This window comes from Escherichia coli, assembly GCF_036503815.1.
In the GTDB taxonomy this organism is placed as follows: domain Bacteria; phylum Pseudomonadota; class Gammaproteobacteria; order Enterobacterales; family Enterobacteriaceae; genus Escherichia; species Escherichia coli_F.
Genome location: NZ_AP027764.1, coordinates 530327 through 550432 on the forward strand (window position 1 = coordinate 530327; position 20106 = coordinate 550432).

The 20106-nt window shown below is 48.0% G+C and carries 19 protein-coding genes; 7 read left to right on the top strand and 12 right to left on the bottom strand.

The window, feature by feature from the left end:
• Positions 1-264 precede the first annotated feature (264 nt).
• The 3 genes from AABJ99_RS02550 to acrE all read right to left on the bottom strand — a co-directional run bounded on the left by AABJ99_RS02550 (position 265) and on the right by acrE (position 5012).
• Positions 265-486, bottom strand: a complete 222-nt coding sequence (locus tag AABJ99_RS02550) for a membrane protein (RefSeq protein WP_000825639.1) — start codon at positions 484-486, stop codon at positions 265-267.
• 252 nt (positions 487-738) lie between these two features.
• Positions 739-3843 (bottom strand): multidrug efflux RND transporter permease subunit AcrF, encoded by a 3105-nt coding sequence (gene acrF, locus AABJ99_RS02555; protein WP_338387485.1) that lies wholly within the window; start codon positions 3841-3843, stop codon positions 739-741.
• Positions 3844-3854: 11 nt separating this feature from the next.
• Positions 3855-5012 (bottom strand): multidrug efflux RND transporter periplasmic adaptor subunit AcrE, encoded by a 1158-nt coding sequence (gene acrE / locus AABJ99_RS02560; RefSeq protein ID WP_000160362.1) that lies wholly within the window; start codon positions 5010-5012, stop codon positions 3855-3857.
• Between the two features lie 398 nt (positions 5013-5410).
• Here acrE and acrS point away from each other — a divergent pair, with 398 nt between their 5' ends.
• Positions 5411-6073 carry a multidrug efflux transporter transcriptional repressor AcrS gene (gene acrS, locus AABJ99_RS02565; RefSeq protein ID WP_039021312.1) on the top strand — a complete coding sequence of 221 codons (663 nt, stop codon included), beginning with the start codon at positions 5411-5413 and terminating at the stop codon, positions 6071-6073.
• Between the two features lie 2 nt (positions 6074-6075).
• Here acrS and yhdU read toward each other — a convergent pair whose 3' ends face one another.
• The 9 genes from yhdU to AABJ99_RS02610 form a co-directional block, all read right to left on the bottom strand.
• Entirely contained in the window at positions 6076-6255 is a 180-nt protein-coding gene (gene yhdU / locus AABJ99_RS02570) for a DUF2556 family protein (RefSeq protein ID WP_001295275.1), read from the bottom strand.
• Between the two features lie 83 nt (positions 6256-6338).
• Positions 6339-7223: an adenine-specific DNA-methyltransferase gene (yhdJ, locus tag AABJ99_RS02575; protein WP_338387486.1), complete on the bottom strand. Its 885-nt coding sequence runs from the start codon at positions 7221-7223 to the stop codon at positions 6339-6341.
• Positions 7224-7308: 85 nt separating this feature from the next.
• Positions 7309-7605 (bottom strand): DNA-binding transcriptional regulator Fis, encoded by a 297-nt coding sequence (fis, locus tag AABJ99_RS02580; protein WP_000462905.1) that lies wholly within the window; start codon positions 7603-7605, stop codon positions 7309-7311.
• Between the two features lie 25 nt (positions 7606-7630).
• The gene (gene dusB / locus AABJ99_RS02585) at positions 7631-8596 is read right to left on the bottom strand and encodes a tRNA dihydrouridine synthase DusB (RefSeq protein WP_001219652.1); all 966 of its coding nucleotides are present in this window, start codon (positions 8594-8596) and stop codon (positions 7631-7633) included.
• A 328-nt stretch (positions 8597-8924) separates the two neighbouring features.
• On the bottom strand, positions 8925-9806 hold the full coding sequence (prmA, locus tag AABJ99_RS02590; protein ID WP_039021314.1) for a 50S ribosomal protein L11 methyltransferase: 882 nt from the start codon (positions 9804-9806) through the stop codon (positions 8925-8927).
• Positions 9807-9817: 11 nt separating this feature from the next.
• Complete coding sequence (gene panF, locus AABJ99_RS02595) at positions 9818-11269, bottom strand: sodium/pantothenate symporter (protein ID WP_039021315.1); 1452 nt, start codon at positions 11267-11269, stop codon at positions 9818-9820.
• Complete coding sequence (gene yhdT / locus AABJ99_RS02600) at positions 11259-11501, bottom strand: YhdT family protein (protein ID WP_001361189.1); 243 nt, start codon at positions 11499-11501, stop codon at positions 11259-11261. Before yhdT ends, panF begins: the two co-directional genes overlap by 11 nt.
• A 92-nt stretch (positions 11502-11593) precedes the next feature.
• Positions 11594-12529: a sugar kinase gene (locus tag AABJ99_RS02605; protein ID WP_039021316.1), complete on the bottom strand. Its 936-nt coding sequence runs from the start codon at positions 12527-12529 to the stop codon at positions 11594-11596.
• Between the two features lie 31 nt (positions 12530-12560).
• Positions 12561-13391, bottom strand: a complete 831-nt coding sequence (locus tag AABJ99_RS02610; RefSeq protein ID WP_052247480.1) for a DeoR/GlpR family DNA-binding transcription regulator — start codon at positions 13389-13391, stop codon at positions 12561-12563.
• A gap of 340 nt (positions 13392-13731) precedes the next feature.
• Here AABJ99_RS02610 and AABJ99_RS02615 point away from each other — a divergent pair, with 340 nt between their 5' ends.
• Genes AABJ99_RS02615 through AABJ99_RS02640 form a run of 6 tightly spaced genes read left to right on the top strand, consistent with a single transcriptional unit; the run spans position 13732 to position 20089 of the window.
• Positions 13732-14586 (top strand): tagatose bisphosphate family class II aldolase, encoded by an 855-nt coding sequence (locus AABJ99_RS02615; RefSeq protein ID WP_039021317.1) that lies wholly within the window; start codon positions 13732-13734, stop codon positions 14584-14586.
• A gap of 35 nt (positions 14587-14621) precedes the next feature.
• Entirely contained in the window at positions 14622-15512 is an 891-nt protein-coding gene (locus AABJ99_RS02620) for a substrate-binding domain-containing protein (protein ID WP_039021318.1), read from the top strand.
• Positions 15513-15572: 60 nt separating this feature from the next.
• Positions 15573-17072: a sugar ABC transporter ATP-binding protein gene (locus AABJ99_RS02625; protein WP_039021319.1), complete on the top strand. Its 1500-nt coding sequence runs from the start codon at positions 15573-15575 to the stop codon at positions 17070-17072.
• Positions 17073-18062: an ABC transporter permease gene (locus tag AABJ99_RS02630; protein WP_032303859.1), complete on the top strand. Its 990-nt coding sequence runs from the start codon at positions 17073-17075 to the stop codon at positions 18060-18062.
• Positions 18063-18083: 21 nt separating this feature from the next.
• A complete protein-coding gene (locus AABJ99_RS02635) occupies positions 18084-19046 on the top strand; it encodes a sugar kinase (RefSeq protein ID WP_000048617.1) in 963 nt (320 codons plus the stop codon).
• Positions 19043-20089, top strand: coding sequence for an aldose 1-epimerase family protein (locus AABJ99_RS02640; protein ID WP_039021320.1), 1047 nt, complete (start codon positions 19043-19045; stop codon positions 20087-20089). Before AABJ99_RS02635 ends, AABJ99_RS02640 begins: the two co-directional genes overlap by 4 nt.
• Positions 20090-20106: the final 17 nt, after the last annotated feature.

Below are 20106 nucleotides of genomic sequence, written 5' to 3' on the forward strand. Positions count from 1 at the left end.
ATGGTGCGAAAATGAAACATGCGCCACATTTTGGCGCAAAATATTTACGCATTTTTTACTAAGCAGAATAATGATTGTTAGCGTGAGTATATTTCTGGTAGGAAGTGTGAAAATTAAATTGATGCGTTATTTCGAAAGCAGCGAAATAACGCGATATAACATGCTAAATCAGCAGGGAACTACCCAGCAGAATATAGCAATATTTTATCTTATGGAGAGATACTGTATCGTTAAACAGAGCGCGGTACTCCGCGCCCTGTTCAGTTATTTCGACAGAGCGATGATCCCCATCGTCAGGCCAGCAACAGCTGCTGCCCCGCCAGCAATAGCCCCAGCCGTTTCCCAGTTATCCTGAGTCGTGCCTTTCATACAGGTATTGGTGTGAACCAGTCGACCCTGATCGTCATAAACCGGAACGCAGGGCGAATCGTGAGCACAGCCCGCCAGCAATGCGGTGAGCAATGCTACAGGAATTAATCTTTTCATGGTGTTACCTCAGTAATAAACGCTAACGCTTAATAAGTTAACTCTCTTATTAACGAGCTGAATGCCATTTTATCACTGGAGGTTATAAATCTTGCGGCATGAATAATGACAAATTATGTGAATTGTAAAAATAGTGAAGGGAGCGGGAACTATAGAAAGTTTTTAAAGAGTGAGTAGAAGAATATCTTATTAATTTTTATGGGTTTCACTGAAAATAATAAAGGCACCCGAAAGCGCCTTTATGTTTCTGATTTATCCTTTAAAGCAACGGCGGATAACCACAAAGAACACCGGCACGAAGAAGATTGCCAGCAACGTTGCAGAGACCATCCCGCCCATTACCCCGATACCCACTGCGTGCTGCGCGCCACTGCCGGCACCGTTACTGATAGCTAGCGGTAATACGCCGAGAATAAAGGCGAGAGAGGTCATCAGGATAGGACGCAGACGCATACGTACTGCCACCAGTGTCGCTTCAACAACACCTTTACCCTCTTTCTCCATGAGATCTTTAGCGAACTCAACAATCAAAATAGCGTTTTTGGCTGACAAGCCAATTGTCGTTAGCAAGCCCACCATAAAGTAGACGTCATTTTTTTGATTAAAGAGTGTCGCCGCCAGTAGCACGCCGACAATCCCTAACGGCACGACTAACATAACCGAGACAGGAATTGACCAGCTTTCATAGAGTGCAGCAAGGCACAGGAAAACAACCACAAAGGAAATTGCTACCAGAGCGGGAGCTTGGTTTCCCGATAAGCGTTCCTGATATGACATACCCGTCCAGTCATAACCAATGCCAGCTGGTAATTGTGATGCAAGGTTTTCCATCAACGCCATGGCATCGCCGGAACTGGTTCCTGGCGCGGCTTCCCCCTGAATCTCCATTGACGGCAGACCGTTGTAGCGCTCCAGTCGCGGAGAGCCATACACCCAATGTGCAGTGGTAAAGGCAGAGAATGGCACCATTTCGCCGTTGGCGCTGCGGACATAAAGTTTATCGACATCTTCTGGCAGCATACGGAATTTGGCATCCGCCTGAACATACACCTTTTTCACGCGACCACGGTCAATGAAGTCGTTAACGTAAGTCCCACCCAACGCCGTTGAAATGGTCTGATTGATGTCAGAAAGTGAAACACCTAATGCCTGCGCCTTTTCCTGGTCAACTTCCAGTTTAAACTGCGCGGTGTCTTCCAGACCATTAGGACGCACGCTGACTAAGCTGGCAGGATGTTGCGCCGCCATGCCAAGCAACTGGTTACGGGCCTGGGTCAGGGCATCGTGACCCAGCCCAGCCTGATCAATTAACTCAAAGTCGAAACCCGTTGCCGTGCCCAGTTCAACAATGGCTGGCATATTGAATGGAATGACAAAACCGTCGCGGATCTTGCCCAATTCCATTTTGGCACGATGGATTACCGCTTCCGCACTGTTTTCGTCACCACTACGCTCTTCCCACGGTTTCAGACTGACGAAAGCCATACCGGCATTTTGTGCCTGGCCGCTGAAGCTAAAGCCGTTAACCGTAAAGACACTTTCTACGTTCGCTTTCTCGTTCTTCAGATAGTAATCCGTCACTTGATCCAACACTTTTTGCGTCCGCTCTTGCGTCGCGCCAGCGGGTAACTGAATCATAGTCAGAAAGACACCCTGATCCTCTTCAGGTAAGAAGGAAGACGGAAGACGTAAAAACAACACCACCATTCCAGCAACAATTAGTGCATAGATCAGTAAATATCGTCCTGTGGAACCGAGGATTTTGCCGACGCTGTTGGTGTAGTGGTTAACGCTATGATCGAAGGTGGTATTAAACCAGCCGAAGAAACCGCCCTTATTTTCGTGATGCTCAGCAGAGACGGGTTTGAGCAGTGTTGCACATAACGCTGGGGTAAGAATCAATGCCACCAGAACAGAAAGCGCCATTGCCGAAACGATGGTGATAGAGAACTGGCGGTAAATTGCCCCAGTAGAACCGCCGAAGAATGCCATTGGAATAAATACCGCTGACAGCACCATCGCGATACCCACCAGTGCGCCCTGGATTTGCGACATTGATTTTTCCGTCGCTTCTTTTGGCGGGAGCTTATCCTCCATCATCACGCGCTCGACGTTCTCCACCACCACTATCGCATCATCGACGAGCAGCCCGATGGCAAGCACCATCCCGAACATAGTTAGTGTATTGATGGAGTAACCAAAAGCGGCGAGGATGGCAAACGTCCCTAACAACACCACGGGTACCGCAATGGTGGGGATCAGCGTTGCTCGCATATTCTGCAAGAACAGATACATCACCAGGAACACCAGCATAATGGCTTCGAACAGCGTTTTTACCACTTCGTGAATAGAAAGCTGGACGAATGGCGTAGTGTCATAAGGATAGAGAACCTTCATTCCCTGCGGGAAGAATGGCTGTAATTCCGCCAGTTTTGCCTTAATGGCTTTCGCGGTATCGAGAGCATTCGCGCCGGTTGCCAGCTTAATACCCAGGCCCGCCGCCGGTTTACCGTTGATGCGAGCGATAACGTTATAGTTTTCACCGCCAAGTTCAACCCGTGCGACATCTTTCAGGCGTACCACCGAGCCGTCACTGTTTACGCGCAGGGTCACTTTGCCGAATTCTTCCGGATTTTTTAACCGCGTCTGAGCAATAATCGAGGCGTTCAACTGTTGCCCTGGTAACGCTGGCGTTCCGCCCAACTGTCCGGCAGCGATCTGATCGTTCTGTACCTTCAACTGGTTAATCACATCAACCGGCGTCAGTTTATATTTGTTTAGCAGATCGGCGTCCAACCAGATACGCATCGCATACTGTGCGCCGAAAAGCTGTACGTCACCGACGCCATTCAGACGGCTAAGCGTATCTTTAACGTTAGAGGCCACATAGTCCGAGATATCGTCCTGTGTGGTGCCTGGGTTATCAGAGACAAAGCCCGCCACCATCAAATAGCTGCTACTGGACTTTTCAACACTGATCCCCTGCTGCTGAACCTCTTGCGGCAGCAACGGCGTGGCGAGCTGGAGTTTGTTCTGTACCTGCACTTGCGCGATATCAGGATCGGTCCCGGACTGAAAGGTAAGGGTAATTGTCACGCTACCGGCGGAATCGCTGGTGGAGGACATATACATCAGGTTATCGATACCATTCATATTCTGTTCGATAACCTGCGTCACCGTATCCTGCACGGTCTGCGCATCAGCGCCCGGATAGTTTGCCGAAACAGAAACCGCAGGCGGCGCAATGGTCGGGTACTGGGCGACGGGCAATTGTAGGATCGCCAGTGCGCCCGCCATCATCAGAATAATGGCCAGCACCCATGCAAATATCGGTCGTCGAATAAAAAAGTTTGCCATGTCAGATTGCCTTACTTCGATGCAGTATCTGCGGGGGTATCGGTAGTGGCTTTAACCTGCTCTCCCGGACGCGCTTTTTGCAGGCCGCTGACAATGACTTGATCGCCAGATTTCAGCCCTTCGCTAATCAACCATTTATCGCCAATCGCCTGGCTGGCAACGACAGGGCGCGCTTCAACCTGACTTTTATCGTTAACAATCAGCACGGTTGCATCACCACGCGGTGTGCGGCTAACGCCTTGTTGCGGGATAAGAATGGCATCAGGTTGGACGCCTTCATCAATCCGTGCGCGCACAAACATACCAGGTAAAAGCGTATGTTGCGGGTTAGGGAAGACGGCACGTAGGGTTATGGAGCCGGTGCTTTCATCAACGGTAACATCGGAGAATTGCAGCGTACCTTTCAGGGGATAGGTTTGACCGTTCTCCATGACCAACTCTACGTTGCTGGTGGCGTTCTCCTTATGCAAATTTCCTTGCTCTACGGATTGCTTCAGCCTCATAAAATCGTTGCTGGATTGGGTCACATCAACGTAGATAGGATCGAGCTGCTGGACAGTCGCCAGTTCGGTCGTTTGCCCATTAGTGACAAGAGCGCCTTCGGTCACAGTCGATTTGCCGATACGTCCACTAATTGGCGCAGTCACTTTGGTATAAGCGAGATTGATGCGAGCGCTTTCGACCGTTGCTTTTGCGGCAATCACGGCGGCATCGGCCTGGCGAGCATCAGCAATGGCCTGGTCGTACTCCTGCTGACTGATGTATTTCGTACCCACGAGCGGAACGTAACGTTTTACCGTCAAATGCGCGATGGCGGCGGCGGCTTCACTTTTCGCCAGTTCGCCTTTCGCGCTGTCATAACTTGCCTGATAGGTCGCGGGATCGATCTGGTACAGAGACTGGCCTGCTTGCACATCGCTGCCTTCAGTGAAATTGCGACTCAGTACGATCCCGCTAACCTGTGGGCGAACTTCGGCTATACGGTAAGCATTGGTGCGGCCTGGTAATTCAGTCTTAACTTCTAACGGGGCCGTTTTCACAATATGAACGGTAACCTGCGGTTCACCGACGTGAGCTTTCTCTTCTCCCTTATCGTTACAACCGGCGATTAAAGCCGCGGAGATCAGAATAAAGGAGGGCAGGAGGAAAAACCTGGCATGTTTCGTCATTACTATTCCTCAAAAAACCAAAAGCGCGTTATTTACCCAAAAAGGCAACGCGTTAACTCGCAGAAAGAAAAATACAGTTCGCTATCCTACAAATTATCATTCGTCGATGTAAGGAATAGTTATGAATACTGGCGTCTCAAGGCACATAAACACAAAAAAAGATTAATATTTTACTGTTTTATTTTGACGCGGGTTGAAAGAGGTAGAATCAAATCCTCGCAAATTGAAATATATATTGATAGAGTGAATGTATTTTAGGTAAATGATAAACGTTATTTATTTGACGATTTATAGCAACTCAATATTAGCCTCTCGTATAAATATACATTAGGTGATAGATTAACCTTCGCTATTTTCTCATCCTGTGTCGAATATATTTATTTCCTGAATAATTAATCATGGCAAAAAGAACCAAAGCTGAAGCCCTGAAGACCCGGCAAGAACTGATTGAAACTGCCATCGCCCAGTTTGCGCAGCATGGCGTAAGCAAGACGACGCTCAACGACATTGCCGACGCCGCTAACGTTACGCGTGGCGCTATCTACTGGCACTTCGAGAACAAGACCCAACTGTTTAATGAGATGTGGTTGCAACAGCCTTCATTGCGGGAGTTAATCCAGGATCACTTGACAGCTGGGTTAGAGCATGACCCGTTTCAGCAATTGCGTGAAAAATTGATTGTTGGCTTGCAATATATTGCCAAAATTCCCCGCCAGCAGGCGTTGCTGAAAATCTTATATCACAAATGTGAATTTAATGATGAGATGCTGGCAGAGGGAGTGATACGCGAAAAGATGGGCTTTAATCCGCAGACTCTCCGCGAAGTATTGCAGGCATGTCAGAAACAAGGTTGTATAGCAAATAATCTCGATTTAGATGTTGTGATGATTATTATTGATGGTGCCTTCAGCGGAATTGTTCAAAACTGGTTAATGAATATGGCGGGTTATGATCTTAATAAACAAGCACCCGCACTGGTCGATAACGTATTAAGAATGTTCATGCCAGATGAAAACATAACGAAATTAATTCATCAAACGAATGAATTAAGTGTCATATAAATTCACATTCTGTCCTGAAAATTCAGTTCGTCACAGTTAACCAGTTTTAGTGGATTAACTGAGTTCATATTGCGGCATTTGTCTGTTTCTGTTGCCAGCAGTTCAATCCACTGCATCAGTAAAGTATCAAACAGAAAAACGAAGACAGCGAAAACGACGAGCCACCAATACTTGCGAATCATTACCTGAGCCTGTGCATGTTTAACCAAGTCTGGCAGGAAATATACACGAAATGAATAATCTGAAAACCAGGCTTACACTTCCTTTACTTTGCAATGAGATCGGGGTCAACTTCGCTTAACCGGCTTCGTTTTGACAGGTTGCCGGTCTTTCTTTTTTTCACTTTCGCCAGTTCTTCCGCAGAGTAATGCGACGCGACATCCAGCCGTCGAAGCCCCATTTTGATGTACTCGCTGTTGATCTCAATACCAATGAATTTTCGCCCGCTGGCGGCGGCTACGGCACCGGTAGTAAAGCTACCGGCAAACGGGTCGAGAACGATATCGCCTGGGTTGGAAGAGGCGAGAATAATGCGTTTCAGTAAGGCTTCCGGTTTTTGCGTCGGGTGATTCTCATATTCATCCATCAAATAACGCACGCGCGGAAAATCCCAGACGTTACCCGGTACTTTTTGATGATTGTAAGGCTGTGGAGGATTTTTGCGATAATCGATCAACGCGCGCTGCGATCCGGTTTTGGCTTCTACCAGAATAGCATCACCGTTGAACGTGTAGTTCTTTGCGTCTTTCACCATCATCAGGATGGGTTCGTACATGGAGCCGTAGTGTTTTTTCGCCTGCACTCCAGAACTGTCATATGACCAGACGATGCGACTTTTGATGGTAAAAAACTTGCGGCACTGGAGATCGATAAAGGGCATGTTTTCCGTGCTGTTCATGATGTACATGCTGCCCTGCTTTTTCAGAACGCGGTGGCACTCTGCAATCACTTCAAACAGCCAGTCGATAAACAGATCTTCTTTCCAGGCTTCGATCAGACCATCAAAATTTTTACCGATGTTATACGGTGGGTCGGCAAAGATCAGATCTACACTTTCGGCGGGGATCTTTTTAAGTTCGGTTAATGCATCACCCTGGATGATGGTCTTTGCTTCATTACCAAATCGGGTCGGTTCACATCCTGTTCTCATGGTCACTCCCTTTGTGACACCTATAAAAAAGGCGCTTCCCCATGCCGAGTAGCGCCTTTTTAATCAAGCATTTAGCTAACCTGAATTAGTTCATGCCGTATTTTTTCAATTTTTTACGCAGCGTACCACGGTTGATGCCCATCATCAGCGCAGCACGGGTCTGGTTACCACGGGTGTATTGCATCACCATGTCCAACAGGGGCTGTTCTACTTCAGCCAGTACCAGCTCATAGAGGTCATTCACATCCTGACCGTTCAGTTGAGCAAAATAGTTCTTCAGTGCCTGTTTAACCGAGTCACGCAGGGGTTTTTGGGTTACCTGATCCTGAGAGTTAACGGTAGAAACGGTCAGTACGTCAGAATTTACGCGTTGTTCGAACATAGTTCTGTCAGCTCTTTATTTCTGTTTACGCAAAATTTTCGAAGTATGCCTCCAACGCCTCCAGCTGTTCGCTGGCATCCTCAATGGCGTTGAATGTGCGCCGAAACTGGTCATTTGGAGCGTGTTCCTGGAGATACCAGGAAACGTGTTTACGTGCAATTCGGTACCCTTTTGCCGGACCATAAAAGTCATGCAGTTCCCGAACGTGCGCGCAAAGCAAGCGCTTAACCTCTGCCAAAGGCAGCGGGGGCAGCAACTCCCCAGTGTCCAGATAATGCTGGATTTCCCGAAAGATCCAGGGTCTTCCCTGAGCTGCGCGGCCTATCATCAGGGCATCCGCCCCTGTATAGTCGAGCACAGCTCTGGCTTTAAGCGGGTCAGTAATGTCGCCATTCGCGATAACCGGAATGGAAACTTTCTGCTTAACTGCCCGAATACTGTCGTACTCAGCTTCTCCATTGAACAAACAGGCGCGTGTTCGGCCATGAATGGTCAGAGCCTGAATGCCACAGTCTTCAGCCAGTTGGGCAATCTCTTCGCAGTTACGGTGTTCCGGCGCCCAGCCGGTGCGAATCTTCAGGGTAACAGGAACGTCCACTGCATTGACGACCTCGGTAAGGATCGATTTAACGACATCCGGGTACTGCAAGAGGGCTGAACCTGCGAGCTTGCGATTCACTTTTTTAGCCGGGCAACCCATATTGATATCAATAATCTGGGCACCGCTTTCCACGTTAATACGTGCTGCATCCGCCATTTCTTTCGGATCGCTACCGGCAATTTGCACGGTGCGAATACCGGGTTCATCAATGTGCACCATCCGTAAACGAGATTTGTCGCTTTCCCAAACCTGTGGGTTAGAAGACATCATCTCGGATACTGTCAATCCGGCTCCCATCTCGTAGCACAACGTCCGAAAAGGTCTGTCTGTAATGCCAGCCATGGGCGCTGCGATCAGGCGATTTCTGAGCTGATATTGTCCGATGCGCATGAGTTAAGAAATGACCATACTGTGACTGCAAGGCGGCGTATATTACGCATTTTTTGCACGAGATGAAAGGCCAAACTTTGACCAATCCTCTGAGATGGATCAAAGAATTGCATTTAAAATGAGCTTGGCGCGATAATTACTCATAAAAATCATCATATTAGAAAATAGGGACTAAAATTTACACTCCAATAAATTTGAGTAAGTTCTCAATTTTTCTTTATGAATGAAAATTTTGGCACGCAAATCTGCGTAAATAATCGGCAAATTAACGTGCCTTTTGTGACCTTGCTCGCACTTCGCCTTGCGTCACCATACGGCGATGCGAAGGTTAATTCTTACGACCGGTAATGCGGCACCACTCTTCGTTTTCCACGACCGGGTCCAGAGCGAAGCTGTCGGCATAAGCTTCACAAACGCTCTCTGCCTGGCTTGCCAGAATACCGGAAAGGCCCAGCAAGCCACCTGAAACCGGCAGGACGCTGATTAACGGTGCCAGTTCACGTAATGGGCCTGCAAGGATGTTAGCGACCACCACGTCGGCTTTCATTTCTTCTGGTTGATCTTTAGGTAGGTAGAGTTCCAGACGGTCAGAAACGCCATTACGTTCGGCGTTGTCGCGGCTGGCCTGAATCGCCTGCGGATCAATATCAATACCAATGGCTTTTGCTGCACCCAGTTTCAGCGCCGCGATAGCCAGAATGCCGGAACCGCAGCCAAAGTCGATGACTGTTTTACCGGTTAAATCGAGGCTGTCGAGCCATTGCAGGCACAGAGAGGTGGTTGGATGAGTCCCTGTACCAAACGCCAGCCCTGGGTCTAACATCACGTTAACGGCGTTTTCGTCCGGCACATCACGCCAGCTTGGGCAGATCCACAGTCGTTCACCAAAGCGCATCGGGTGGAAATTATCCATCCATTCGCGCTCCCAGTCTTTATCTTCCAGTTGTTCGATTTTGTGCGCGAAGCCTGCGCCGAGCAGCGGATGATTCTCCAGAATCGCCACGACTTCATTCATGTCGGTTTCAGCATCGAACAGACCAATCACATCGGTGTCGCCCCACAGGCGCGTTTCGCCCGGAAGCGGCTCAAATACAGGCGTATCGTGGGTATCCTGAAAAGTGATAGAAACGGCACCCGCTTCCATCAGCGCATCGCTAAGTTCTTCAGCATTCGCGCCGGTAGTGTTCAGTTTCAGTTGGATCCAAGGCATGGCAAAACTCTTTATTTATCAGTAGTCAAAACGGTAGCTTGCGGGACGGATGTACCGAAACGGTTTCCGACCAGGAAAGCCAGCAAACTTAGTAGTAACGAGGGCACGATAGGGTGGAAGCCCAGGTACTGAATATTCAGCGTCGCGAGTACGGCATACAGTACGCCGCCAACGATCATCGCACTTAGCGCGCCTTTGGCGTTGGCGCGTTCCCAGTAAAGACCCAGCACCAGCGGCCACAGGAAAACGGCTTCCAGCCCACCGAAGGCCAGCAAATTCAGCCAGATGATCATTTCTGGCGGCTTCCAGGCGGCAAGCAGCAGCAACGCACCGAGAACCAACGTGATCACCGCCGACATCCGCTTCAGACGCGTCTCGTTTTGCATTTGATCCGGACGGATATTCAGATAGAGATCTTTAATGATCGTAGCGGAACTTTGCAGCAACTGGGCATTGATCGTCGACATGATCGCAGCCATAGGTGCAGCCAGGAAGATCCCGGCAGCAAACGGTGGCAGCACTTTTACCATCAACGTCGGGATCACCAGGTCCGGTACGGTGAGATCGGGGATCACCGCCCGACCTAACGCTCCGGCCAGGTGCATACCGAACATCAGGATTGCGACCACAATCGTACCGATGATGATCCCCCGATGTACGGCTTTGCTGTCTTTATAAGAGATACAGCGCACCGCAGTATGCGGCAGGCCAATCACGCCAAAACACACCAGCACCCAGAACGACGTCATAAACGCAGGTGACAGAATATCGTCAGCGCCTTGTGGCGTAACCAGTTGCGGATCGATGGTTTGCAGCGTCTCTACTGCATTGCTTAAGCCGCCAGCAGCATGGACTACGCCAATAAGCAGCACAATGGTGCCAATCAGCATCACCAACCCTTGCATGGTGTCGTTCAGCACGCTGGCGCGAAAGCCGCCAAAGGCGGTATAGAGCGCAATGCTGATGCCAAAAATCAGCAAACCTGTTTCATAAGGGATACCCGCCGCGGTTTCCAGCAGGCGCGCACCGCCGATAAACTGCACGGTCATCGCACCAACGAACGCAACCAGCAAACTCAAACTCGCCAGCCACACCAGCAGGCGACTCTGGTAGCGGGCAAACAGCATATCGTTCAGCGTCACCGCATTGTAGCGGCGCGCGAGAATCGCGAACTTCTTGCCAAGAATACCGAGCGAAAGCCAGACCGCAGGTAGCTGAATCATTGCCAGCAATACCCAACCCAGGCCGTATTTATAAGCAGCTCCTGGCCCGCCGATAAACGAACTGGCACTGATATAGGTCGCGGTGAGCGTCATCGCCAGCACAATACCGCCCATAGAGCGGCTACCGAGGAAATACTCATTAAGGAAGGTGCCGGTGTTCCGTTTACGCATTGCATAAACTGAAATCCCGAACACCACCACCAGATAGGCGACCAGCGGTAGAATCACTTCAAGCTGCATCGTCATCCTCCAGCGGGATATCGCGATAGATAAATTTCACCATCGCCCAGCACAGTCCAATAAACAGCAGCGGCGTCAGGATGCAAGCCATCTCAAACCAGCGTGGAAAGCCGGTAAAACCGGGGGTAACGCCAGGTAAGTAAGCGGATACTAACCATACCGCCAGATACAAAAGGGTCAGCCCCAGCGCCCAGCGCGCCTCTTTATGGGCCTGAACAAAACGAGTGTCCACGGAAGGGGTCCTCCTCATGGGGGGATACGAGAAACGGGCAATTCTACGGCAAGTCTTCAGGCAGGGAAAATAATCTGACAGAAAATTGCCGTTCAGTGCTCCTGCAAAAAGTCTTCAATGTCAGCCAGTGAGGATACCCCTTCCATCGGACCTTGCTGCATTACCGCGAGCGCGCCGCTGGCATTTGCATATTGCAGCGCCTTGTGTGCCGGGATACCGGATAAGAAAAGAGTGACAAACGTTGCGCCAAAGCAGTCGCCTGCACCCGTTGGATCGATTATTTCGATATCGTGGCCTGCAACATGCTTGGCGTGTAATGTTCCGTTTTTAAGCTTGTAATAGCTGGCCCCACGCTGGGCGCGTTTTATCGCCACATGTTTTACGCCGCCGTGGAGAAGATCGCTAACAATCTGTTCTTCTGACAGATTTTTGTGACGCGCGAAGAAAGGGAGTTCGCTTTCGCTGGGGATAAAAATATCCGTATATTCAATCAAATAATCGAGAGCCTGCGCCATTTCAGGAATACTCAGCATCTCTTTGCGAATATTGGGATCGAAAGAAACGGTGCCGCCAGCCGATTTGATCGTCGTTATTGCTTTACGCATGACATCGATCATGCGAAATGAGAACAATGATGAGCCCACAATATGCAGATGGTTACACTGTTTTAGCAGATCCTTATCAATGTGCTCGGCAGTAAACAAACCGCAGGCGCTGTTAGGGATATTAAAGACGAAATCCCGCTGCTGTGGATTTTGATAACTTACGAACGCCGTACCTGTCACGGCATTGTTCATCACGTGGATCCCATCGGTAATGACACCTTCATGACGAAGACGTTCTACAATGAGTCGGCCAAAATCATCATTACCAACACATCCGAAGAAGATGGCCCGATGGGACAGTTTTGCCACTTGAGCTGCAAAAATTGCAGGCGCACCGCTAGGAAATGGCCCGATAAACTCCCCCGGCTGAGTGAATTTTTGATGTGGGTTGCGGGACAAAAACTCGGCCAGCAATTCGCCCATAGCGCAGATAGTTATTGTCACAAAACCCCTCTCATTCCTGAAGCCTTTCGCGATTGGACCAGGTAAAGCACTCATTACTGGTATAAAGGATAACGAAATCAGCCGACTGCAATTGTTGCTGATATTGTTCGTTAATGCTGCGGCTGACGATCACATTTTCTGCCTGATGCAAATGTCCAATGGCAGCCGTTGATGGCGCAGGATCGGCGGCAACGATAACCGTCTTATTCTGGGCATTATCGAAACAGAGCTGCCAGGCAGCGGCAAGTCTGGGAACGTTGATATTTAAAGTACCATCAGCATCCAGATGGCTGATTTCCAGAATGCTGTGTGTAATGGTGAAATGCTGAAGTGCCTGTTCGAGCGGTTTTCCGGCCAGTGCGGTGTCGGGGCGCAGCATTTCACTGCCAGCCAGTATTATTTCGCCATCAATAAACTGATTTGCCAGCAGCGCATGTTCGGGATCGTTGGTGATCAGACGCAGTTTTTTCACTTCGCTGAGCAATGGAATGATCTTACGGCAGATTGTCCCATGTCCAAGAAATAGCGTGTCACGATCGCGAATTAACCGTGCGCAATGTCGTGCTATTTCCATTTGTTGTGCCAGAGACAATGGCGCGATCGGTTGTATCGCTTCTGGTTCAGAGGAGAGTGGTGTCGCAATAGCACCGCCAAATGATCGCTTTAAATATCCCTGTTGCTCCAGATAACTGAGATCGCCGCGGATTGTCACGCCAGAGACACCAAGTTGCGCAGATAAGTCATCAACTTTGATTTCACCCTGGGTGGCAACAATTTCTGCAATTTTTAATCTTCGTTTCAGTAGGTTAGACGATTTTCTCGGCACGTTAACACTCTTCATTGGCCTTTAATTCGTAACACTATAGCCCCTTGTATTTTTCTTTGAAAGTTACCCTTCAATAATATCGACAATTCGAAAATAAAAGCATAGGGCAAAAATTGCAGCAAAAATAGCTTAATGCATTGAAAATAAATGCATATTCCCATATCTGTCCAAAGTCATCATTGGTTTCATTTTCAAAGTGAAAAATAAATTAAGTTATTTTTTGTAAGTTATTTTGATGATATTCGACATGCATCACGCTTTTTACCGCTTTTGCTGTGCTAGTTTGCTTTCAAAATGAAAGTGAAGATTCTCTTTCTTCATTTTGTAAGGTGAACGACAAATATCAGGAGCTGCGATGTACATCATTTCAAGCAAAAACATGCTGAAAAAAGCCCAGTCAGAGGGATATGCCGTCCCTGCTTTCAACATTCATAACCTTGAAACTTTACAGGTAGTTGTTGAGAGCGCTGCACAACTTCGCTCTCCCGTTATGCTGGCGGGAACACCGGGTACTTATCGTTATGGCGGCGTGGGAAGTTTGATTTCGTTAGTACAATCGCTGGCTCGCGAGTACAACCTACCGTTAGTCCTGCATCTCGATCATCATGAAGAGTGTGATGACATTTTTAACAAGGTCCGCGCAGGGATCCGTTCTGTCATGATTGATGGTTCCCATTTGCCATTTGAAGACAACATTGCGCGAGTGCAAGAAGTTACCGCCTTTTGCCATCGCTTTGATGTTAGCGTTGAGGCCGAGCTAGGGCGTCTTGGCGGTCAGGAGGACGATCTGCTGGTGGATGAAAAAGATTCAGCTTATACCTCACCAGCCGCAGCTGCAGAGTTTGTTCAACGTGCCCAAATTGACTCTCTGGCGGTAGCAATAGGCACTGCACATGGTTTATATGCGCATGAACCACGTCTGGATTTTGTGCGGCTGGAACAAATTCGCCAGCTGGTGGAAATTCCGCTGGTGTTGCATGGAGCTTCAGGCCTATCGGAACAGGACGTTCAGCTCTGTATTCGCCACGGTATTTGTAAAGTAAATGTCGCGACAGAATTGAAAATTGCGTTTGCCGATGCGTTAAAAGGATATTTCTACAACAATCCAGCGGCAAATGATCCTCGTCATTATATGCAGCCGGCAAAGGCCGCTATGAAGGAAGTTGTAACCCGCATTATTGGCGTCTGTGGCAGTGAAGGAAAAATTTAAGACGTTGTACCCTACAAAAACAATGAGGATTGTTTATGAAAAATATTAAATTACTTGGTTCCGCTATGATGGTGAGCCTGGCATTGTTCTCGCAAAGTTCATTGGCAAAAGAGTATAAAATTGGTGCGTCATTATTAACACAGCAACATCCTTTCTATATTGATCTTGCGAATGCCATGAAAGAAGAGGCAAAAAAAGACAATGTCAATTTAAGTGTCTCTATTGCCAATCAGGATTTAAACAAACAACTTTCTGATGTTGAGGATTTTATTACTAAAAAGGTAGATGCCATTATTATCTCTCCGGTCGATTCGAAAGGTGTCCAGGCAGCGATAATTAAAGCCGATAAGGCTGGTATTCCCGTTATCACCGTTGACGTTGCCGCAGAAGGCGTTCCGGTCGTATCGCATGTTGCGACCGATAACTACGCGGGAGGCGTTGAAGCTGGTAAGTTAATGGGCAAACTTTTGAATGGTAAAGGTACTGTAGCCATTATTTCTTATCCTGCACTACAATCGGTGGTTGCACGCGTTGATGGCTTTAAGAAAGGATTAAGCGATACGCCGGATATTAAAATTGTTGCGGAACAGCCTGGTATTACGCGCGCTGAAGCGTTAACGACTGCGCAAAATATTATGCAGGCCAACGCCAACCTTAATGGTCTGTTTGGCTTTGGTGATGATGCGGCGTTGGCAGCGGTTATCGCAGCGAAATCTGCGCATAACGACAACATCAAAATCATTGGTTTTGACGGCATGAAAGAAGCGCGTGATGCCGTTGACAGTGAAAAAACGTTTGCGGCCGTGATTCGGCAATATCCCGATCAAATGGGTGCTAAAGCCATTGATGCCGCTGTTGATCACCTCAATGGTAAACCGGTAGAGAAAATGATCCCGGTACAACCCGGCGTTTATACAGGTAAATAATAAACATCTTCATTTCACAACAAAACGTTATCGACGTTTTGTTGTGACACCGAGGTCATTATGACGGATGTTATTCTTGATGTTTCGCATATTGCGAAGACATTTGGTCATGTTCAGGCATTAAAAGATATTACCCTCTCTTTACGTAAAGGGCGGGTGCATACTTTATTAGGCGAGAATGGTGCCGGTAAATCGACATTAATGAAAATACTCGCCGGTGTTTATCCGCCAACCCAGGGAACGATAACACTACGTGGTGAAACCATCACCATTAATAATCCGCAGCATTCTCGCCAGTTAGGGATTGCGATTATTTTTCAGGAACTGAGCCTGAGTAATAATATGACCGTGGCGGAAAATATTTATGCCAATAATGAACCGCGACGTTTTGGCATTATTAACGATAAAAAAATGCTCGCAGATTGCCAGAGTCTCCTCACGGAACTGGGCATCCCACTGGATCCGCTGGAAATGGTCGGCAATATGTCGATGGCACATAGGCAACTGGTAGAAATTGCCAAAGCCTTAAGCTATGCAGCAGATGTCGTGATTATGGATGAACCGACATCTTCGCTAAGTGATAATGAAGCAGAGATTCTGTTTAACATTATTGAGAAATTAAAGCAGCGAGGTTGTGCGGTTATTTATATCTCTCATCGCATGGATGAAATTATGCGGATTTCAGATGATATTTCGGTGATCCGCGACGGTGAGTATATCGCTACGCATGAAAAGAAAAACAGTGATATCCAGCATTTGATTGCCCAAATGGTTGGTCGGGAAATGAAAAATATTTGGCCAGCACGTCTTGGGGAAAAGCCGGATGAAAATGTTCCTGCAAAACTGGAAGTAAAAAACCTTTCCCATCCTTCGCTTTTTAAAGAGGTCAGTTTCGCTGTGCGTCCGGGGGAAGTCCTCGGATTTTTTGGCCTGGTGGGGGCCGGGCGTTCCGATGTGATGAAGGCGCTATTTGGCCTCGTTTCGTATCACGGAACAGTGTTGATTGATGGTAAGGAAGTCAGGATCGCTAATCCCAAACAGGCTATTGATCATGGCATTGCTTTTGTGACCGAAAACCGCAAGGAAGAAGGGTTAGTGCTGATGCACGACGTCAATATGAACACGCACCACGTGGCGTTTCAATATAACGCTTTGCGGATGGGACTCATCAATCACCGACAAGAAGAGGCGAAGACGCTGCAATCTATTGCCAGAATGAACACTAAAGTGAGTTCTGTACATCAGGCAGTGGGAGCGCTGAGCGGCGGTAATCAACAGAAAATCGTGTTATCCAAGTGGCTGGAGAAAACTCCGCGTATTTTATTGCTCGATGAGCCAACGCGCGGAGTGGATGTCGGCGCAAAATTTGAAATCTATAACGTGATACGTCAACTGGCTGCGGCAGGGACAGCAATTATTCTGGTGTCCTCTGAACTGCCAGAGGTCATGGCACTTAGCGATCGTCTGGTGGTAATGCATAATAAAACGATTGCCGATATTTATTCATGTGAAAATTTAACGCAGACACAGGTAATGACCGCTGCAACAGGAGTACGTTAAATGACAGAGAAAACTCTTGCCAGTCCGAAACCTTCGGAAATTCCCATTGCAAATAATTTTAAAAAAGTCTTCAGGCAATATGGCGGTATCCTCAGTGGAATGGTGGTGTTAATCATTCTGTTCAGTCTTATTAATGACAGTTTTTTTACTGCCAATAACATTACTAATATTATTCTTCAGGTTTCGATAATTGCAATTACCGCCTATGGAATGACTTATGTGCTTTTGCTTGGCGATATTGATTTATCGGTCGGTTCAACCATTGCATTGATTGGCACATTTGCTGCGCTTGGGGCTTCATGGGGAATTCCATTTATTTTATTGGTCCCATTATCCATTATTGCAGCCCTAGCTCTGGGGATGATAAATGGTGGCTTGACGGCTATAGCGGGTATCCCTTCGTTTATTGTCACCGTTGCTACAATGGGGATCTTCCGTGGTATCGCTTATATAGTGACCGATGGTATGCCCATCATGATTAAAGATGATGCCTTTCTGGCGCTGGGGAATGGAGAATTTCTCTATATACCGATTCCTATCTGGATATTAATCATCTTATTGCTGATTAACCACTTCATTCTTACTAAAACAACCTTTGGACGAAAAATTTATATCACTGGTGGTAATAAAGAAGCGGCAGTTTATTCAGGGATAAATGTCACCCGCTTGAAAATTAAAGTCTTTATGATTACAGCCGTGCTGGCAGGTATCAGCGGGATGATCCTCGCCTCACGCCTCTATTCCGGGCAACCGAATTCCGCGTTGAGCTACGAACTGGATGCTATTGCCGCGGCTGTACTGGGAGGCACCAGCCTGAACGGCGGCTATGGAACGGTGGTGGGGACGGTAATCGGGGCATTAACCATCGGCGTTATTAATAATGGCATGAACTTAATGAACGTTCCCTATTTCTATCAGATGGTGGTTAAAGGATTAGTCATTCTTGTAGCCGTTTATTTTGACGTAAGAAATAAAAGAAAACGTAGCTAATCATTTCAAGGAATTAATTATATGAGTAAGGTCTTCACAATTGGAGAAATTCTGGTTGAAATTATGGCGAGTAAAATCGGCCAGCCATTTGATCAACCAGGTATCTGGAACGGCCCTTATCCCAGTGGTGCGCCCGCTATTTTTATCGACCAGGTGACACGTCTTGGCGTTCCGTGCGGCATCATTAGCTGTGTGGGGAATGATGGCTTTGGTGATATTAATATACATCGTCTGGCTGCTGACGGTGTGGATATCAGGGGGATTTCAGTCTTACCTCTGGAAGCCACCGGTAGTGCCTTTGTTACTTATCATAACTCTGGCGATCGCGATTTTATTTTTAATATCAAGAATGCCGCTTGCGGTAAATTATCGGCGCAGCATGTTGATGAAAATATTCTGAAGGACTGTACCCATTTTCATATTATGGGTTCATCCCTGTTTTCATTCCATATGGTAGACGCAGTAAAGAAAGCGGTAACCATTGTAAAGGAGAATGGTGGCGTTATTTCTTTCGACCCTAATATTCGGAAAGAGATGCTCGATATTCCAGAAATGCGTGACGCCCTCCACTTTGTTCTTGAGTTAACAGATATCTATATGCCCAGCGAGGGAGAAGTGTTGCTCTTGTCGCCACACTCGACACCGGAGCGTGCAATCGCTGGTTTTCTTGAAGAAGGTGTTAAAGAGGTGATTGTGAAGCGCGGCAATCAAGGTGCCAGTTACTACTCCGCGAATGAGCAGTTTCATGTTGAGAGCTATCCGGTGGAAGAAGTTGACCCGACCGGTGCGGGAGACTGCTTTGGTGGCGCGTGGATTGCCTGCCGCCAGCTAGGGTTTGACGCCCATCGGGCATTACAATATGCCAACGCCTGCGGTGCACTGGCGGTAACCCGACGTGGCCCAATGGAGGGAACGTCTCGCCTTGCGGAAATCGAAGCGTTCATCCAGCGCCATGACATGTCCATTCGGGAAGCAGCACAATGAAAAACGAAATTTGGTCGTGGATTGGCGATCTCTCGCAGGTTGCCGGAATTAAACACTATGAGTTACGTAGTGGCAGATCAAAGGGGACAGAAGCGTTTGATGTCCGTACTGGTGCGGGATTGGCATTTACGGTGGTGAAAGATCGCGCGCTGGATATTGCATGGGCCAGCTACAAGGACACTGCGTTCTCTTTTATCACCCCCAACGGCATTGTCGCCCCCGCTTTTTTTGAGTCTCAGGGCAACGGGTTTTTACGTAGCTTCTACGCGGGGTTACTGACTACCTGCGGACTTAGCTACATTGGCACGCCCTGTGAGGATAACGGAGAAACGCTGGGGTTACACGGGCGTTTGGCTGCGACTCCAGCAGAAGAGGTGGGGTATCGCACAGAACGGACCGACGACGGCATTGAATTTGTCATCAATGGCAAAGTACGGGAAACACGATTGTTCGGTGAAAATCTGACGCTGGAAAGGACCATTCGCTGCCGTTATGGCGAAAATGTGCTGCGCATTGAAGACAAGGTGACTAATCATGGTTTCACCCGCCAGCCGCTGCAAATTCTTTATCACTTTAATTACGGCTGGCCTTTATTATCGCCACAGGCAGAAATCTTGCTGTCGGCTAAAAGCGTAACGCCACGAACCCCGCATGCGGCGGAAGGGTTAACCAGTCATCTGGAGATTTGTACCCCACAGCCCGGTTTTGACGAGCAGGTTTACTATCTCACGTTGAATAGCGACAGTCAGGGGATGAGTAAAGTTGCGCTGGTGAACGCCGAACTGGGGTGGGGAATTTACGAAAAATTCGACACCTTGCAGCTACCCAACTTTATTCAGTGGAAAAATTTAGGTGCGGGCGAATATGTTATGGGGCTGGAGGTCAGTAATAGTTTTCCTGACGGGCGTGATAAAGAACGAGCGCAGGGACGTCTGCCCTTTATTCAGCCGGGTGAAACAAAGACATACTGTTTTGAGCTGGGAATTGTTGAAGGCGATGCTGAAATTAGCGCGTTGAAAGCGGAAATTGCAAGCTACCGTTAGCTAACGGCAATAAAAAC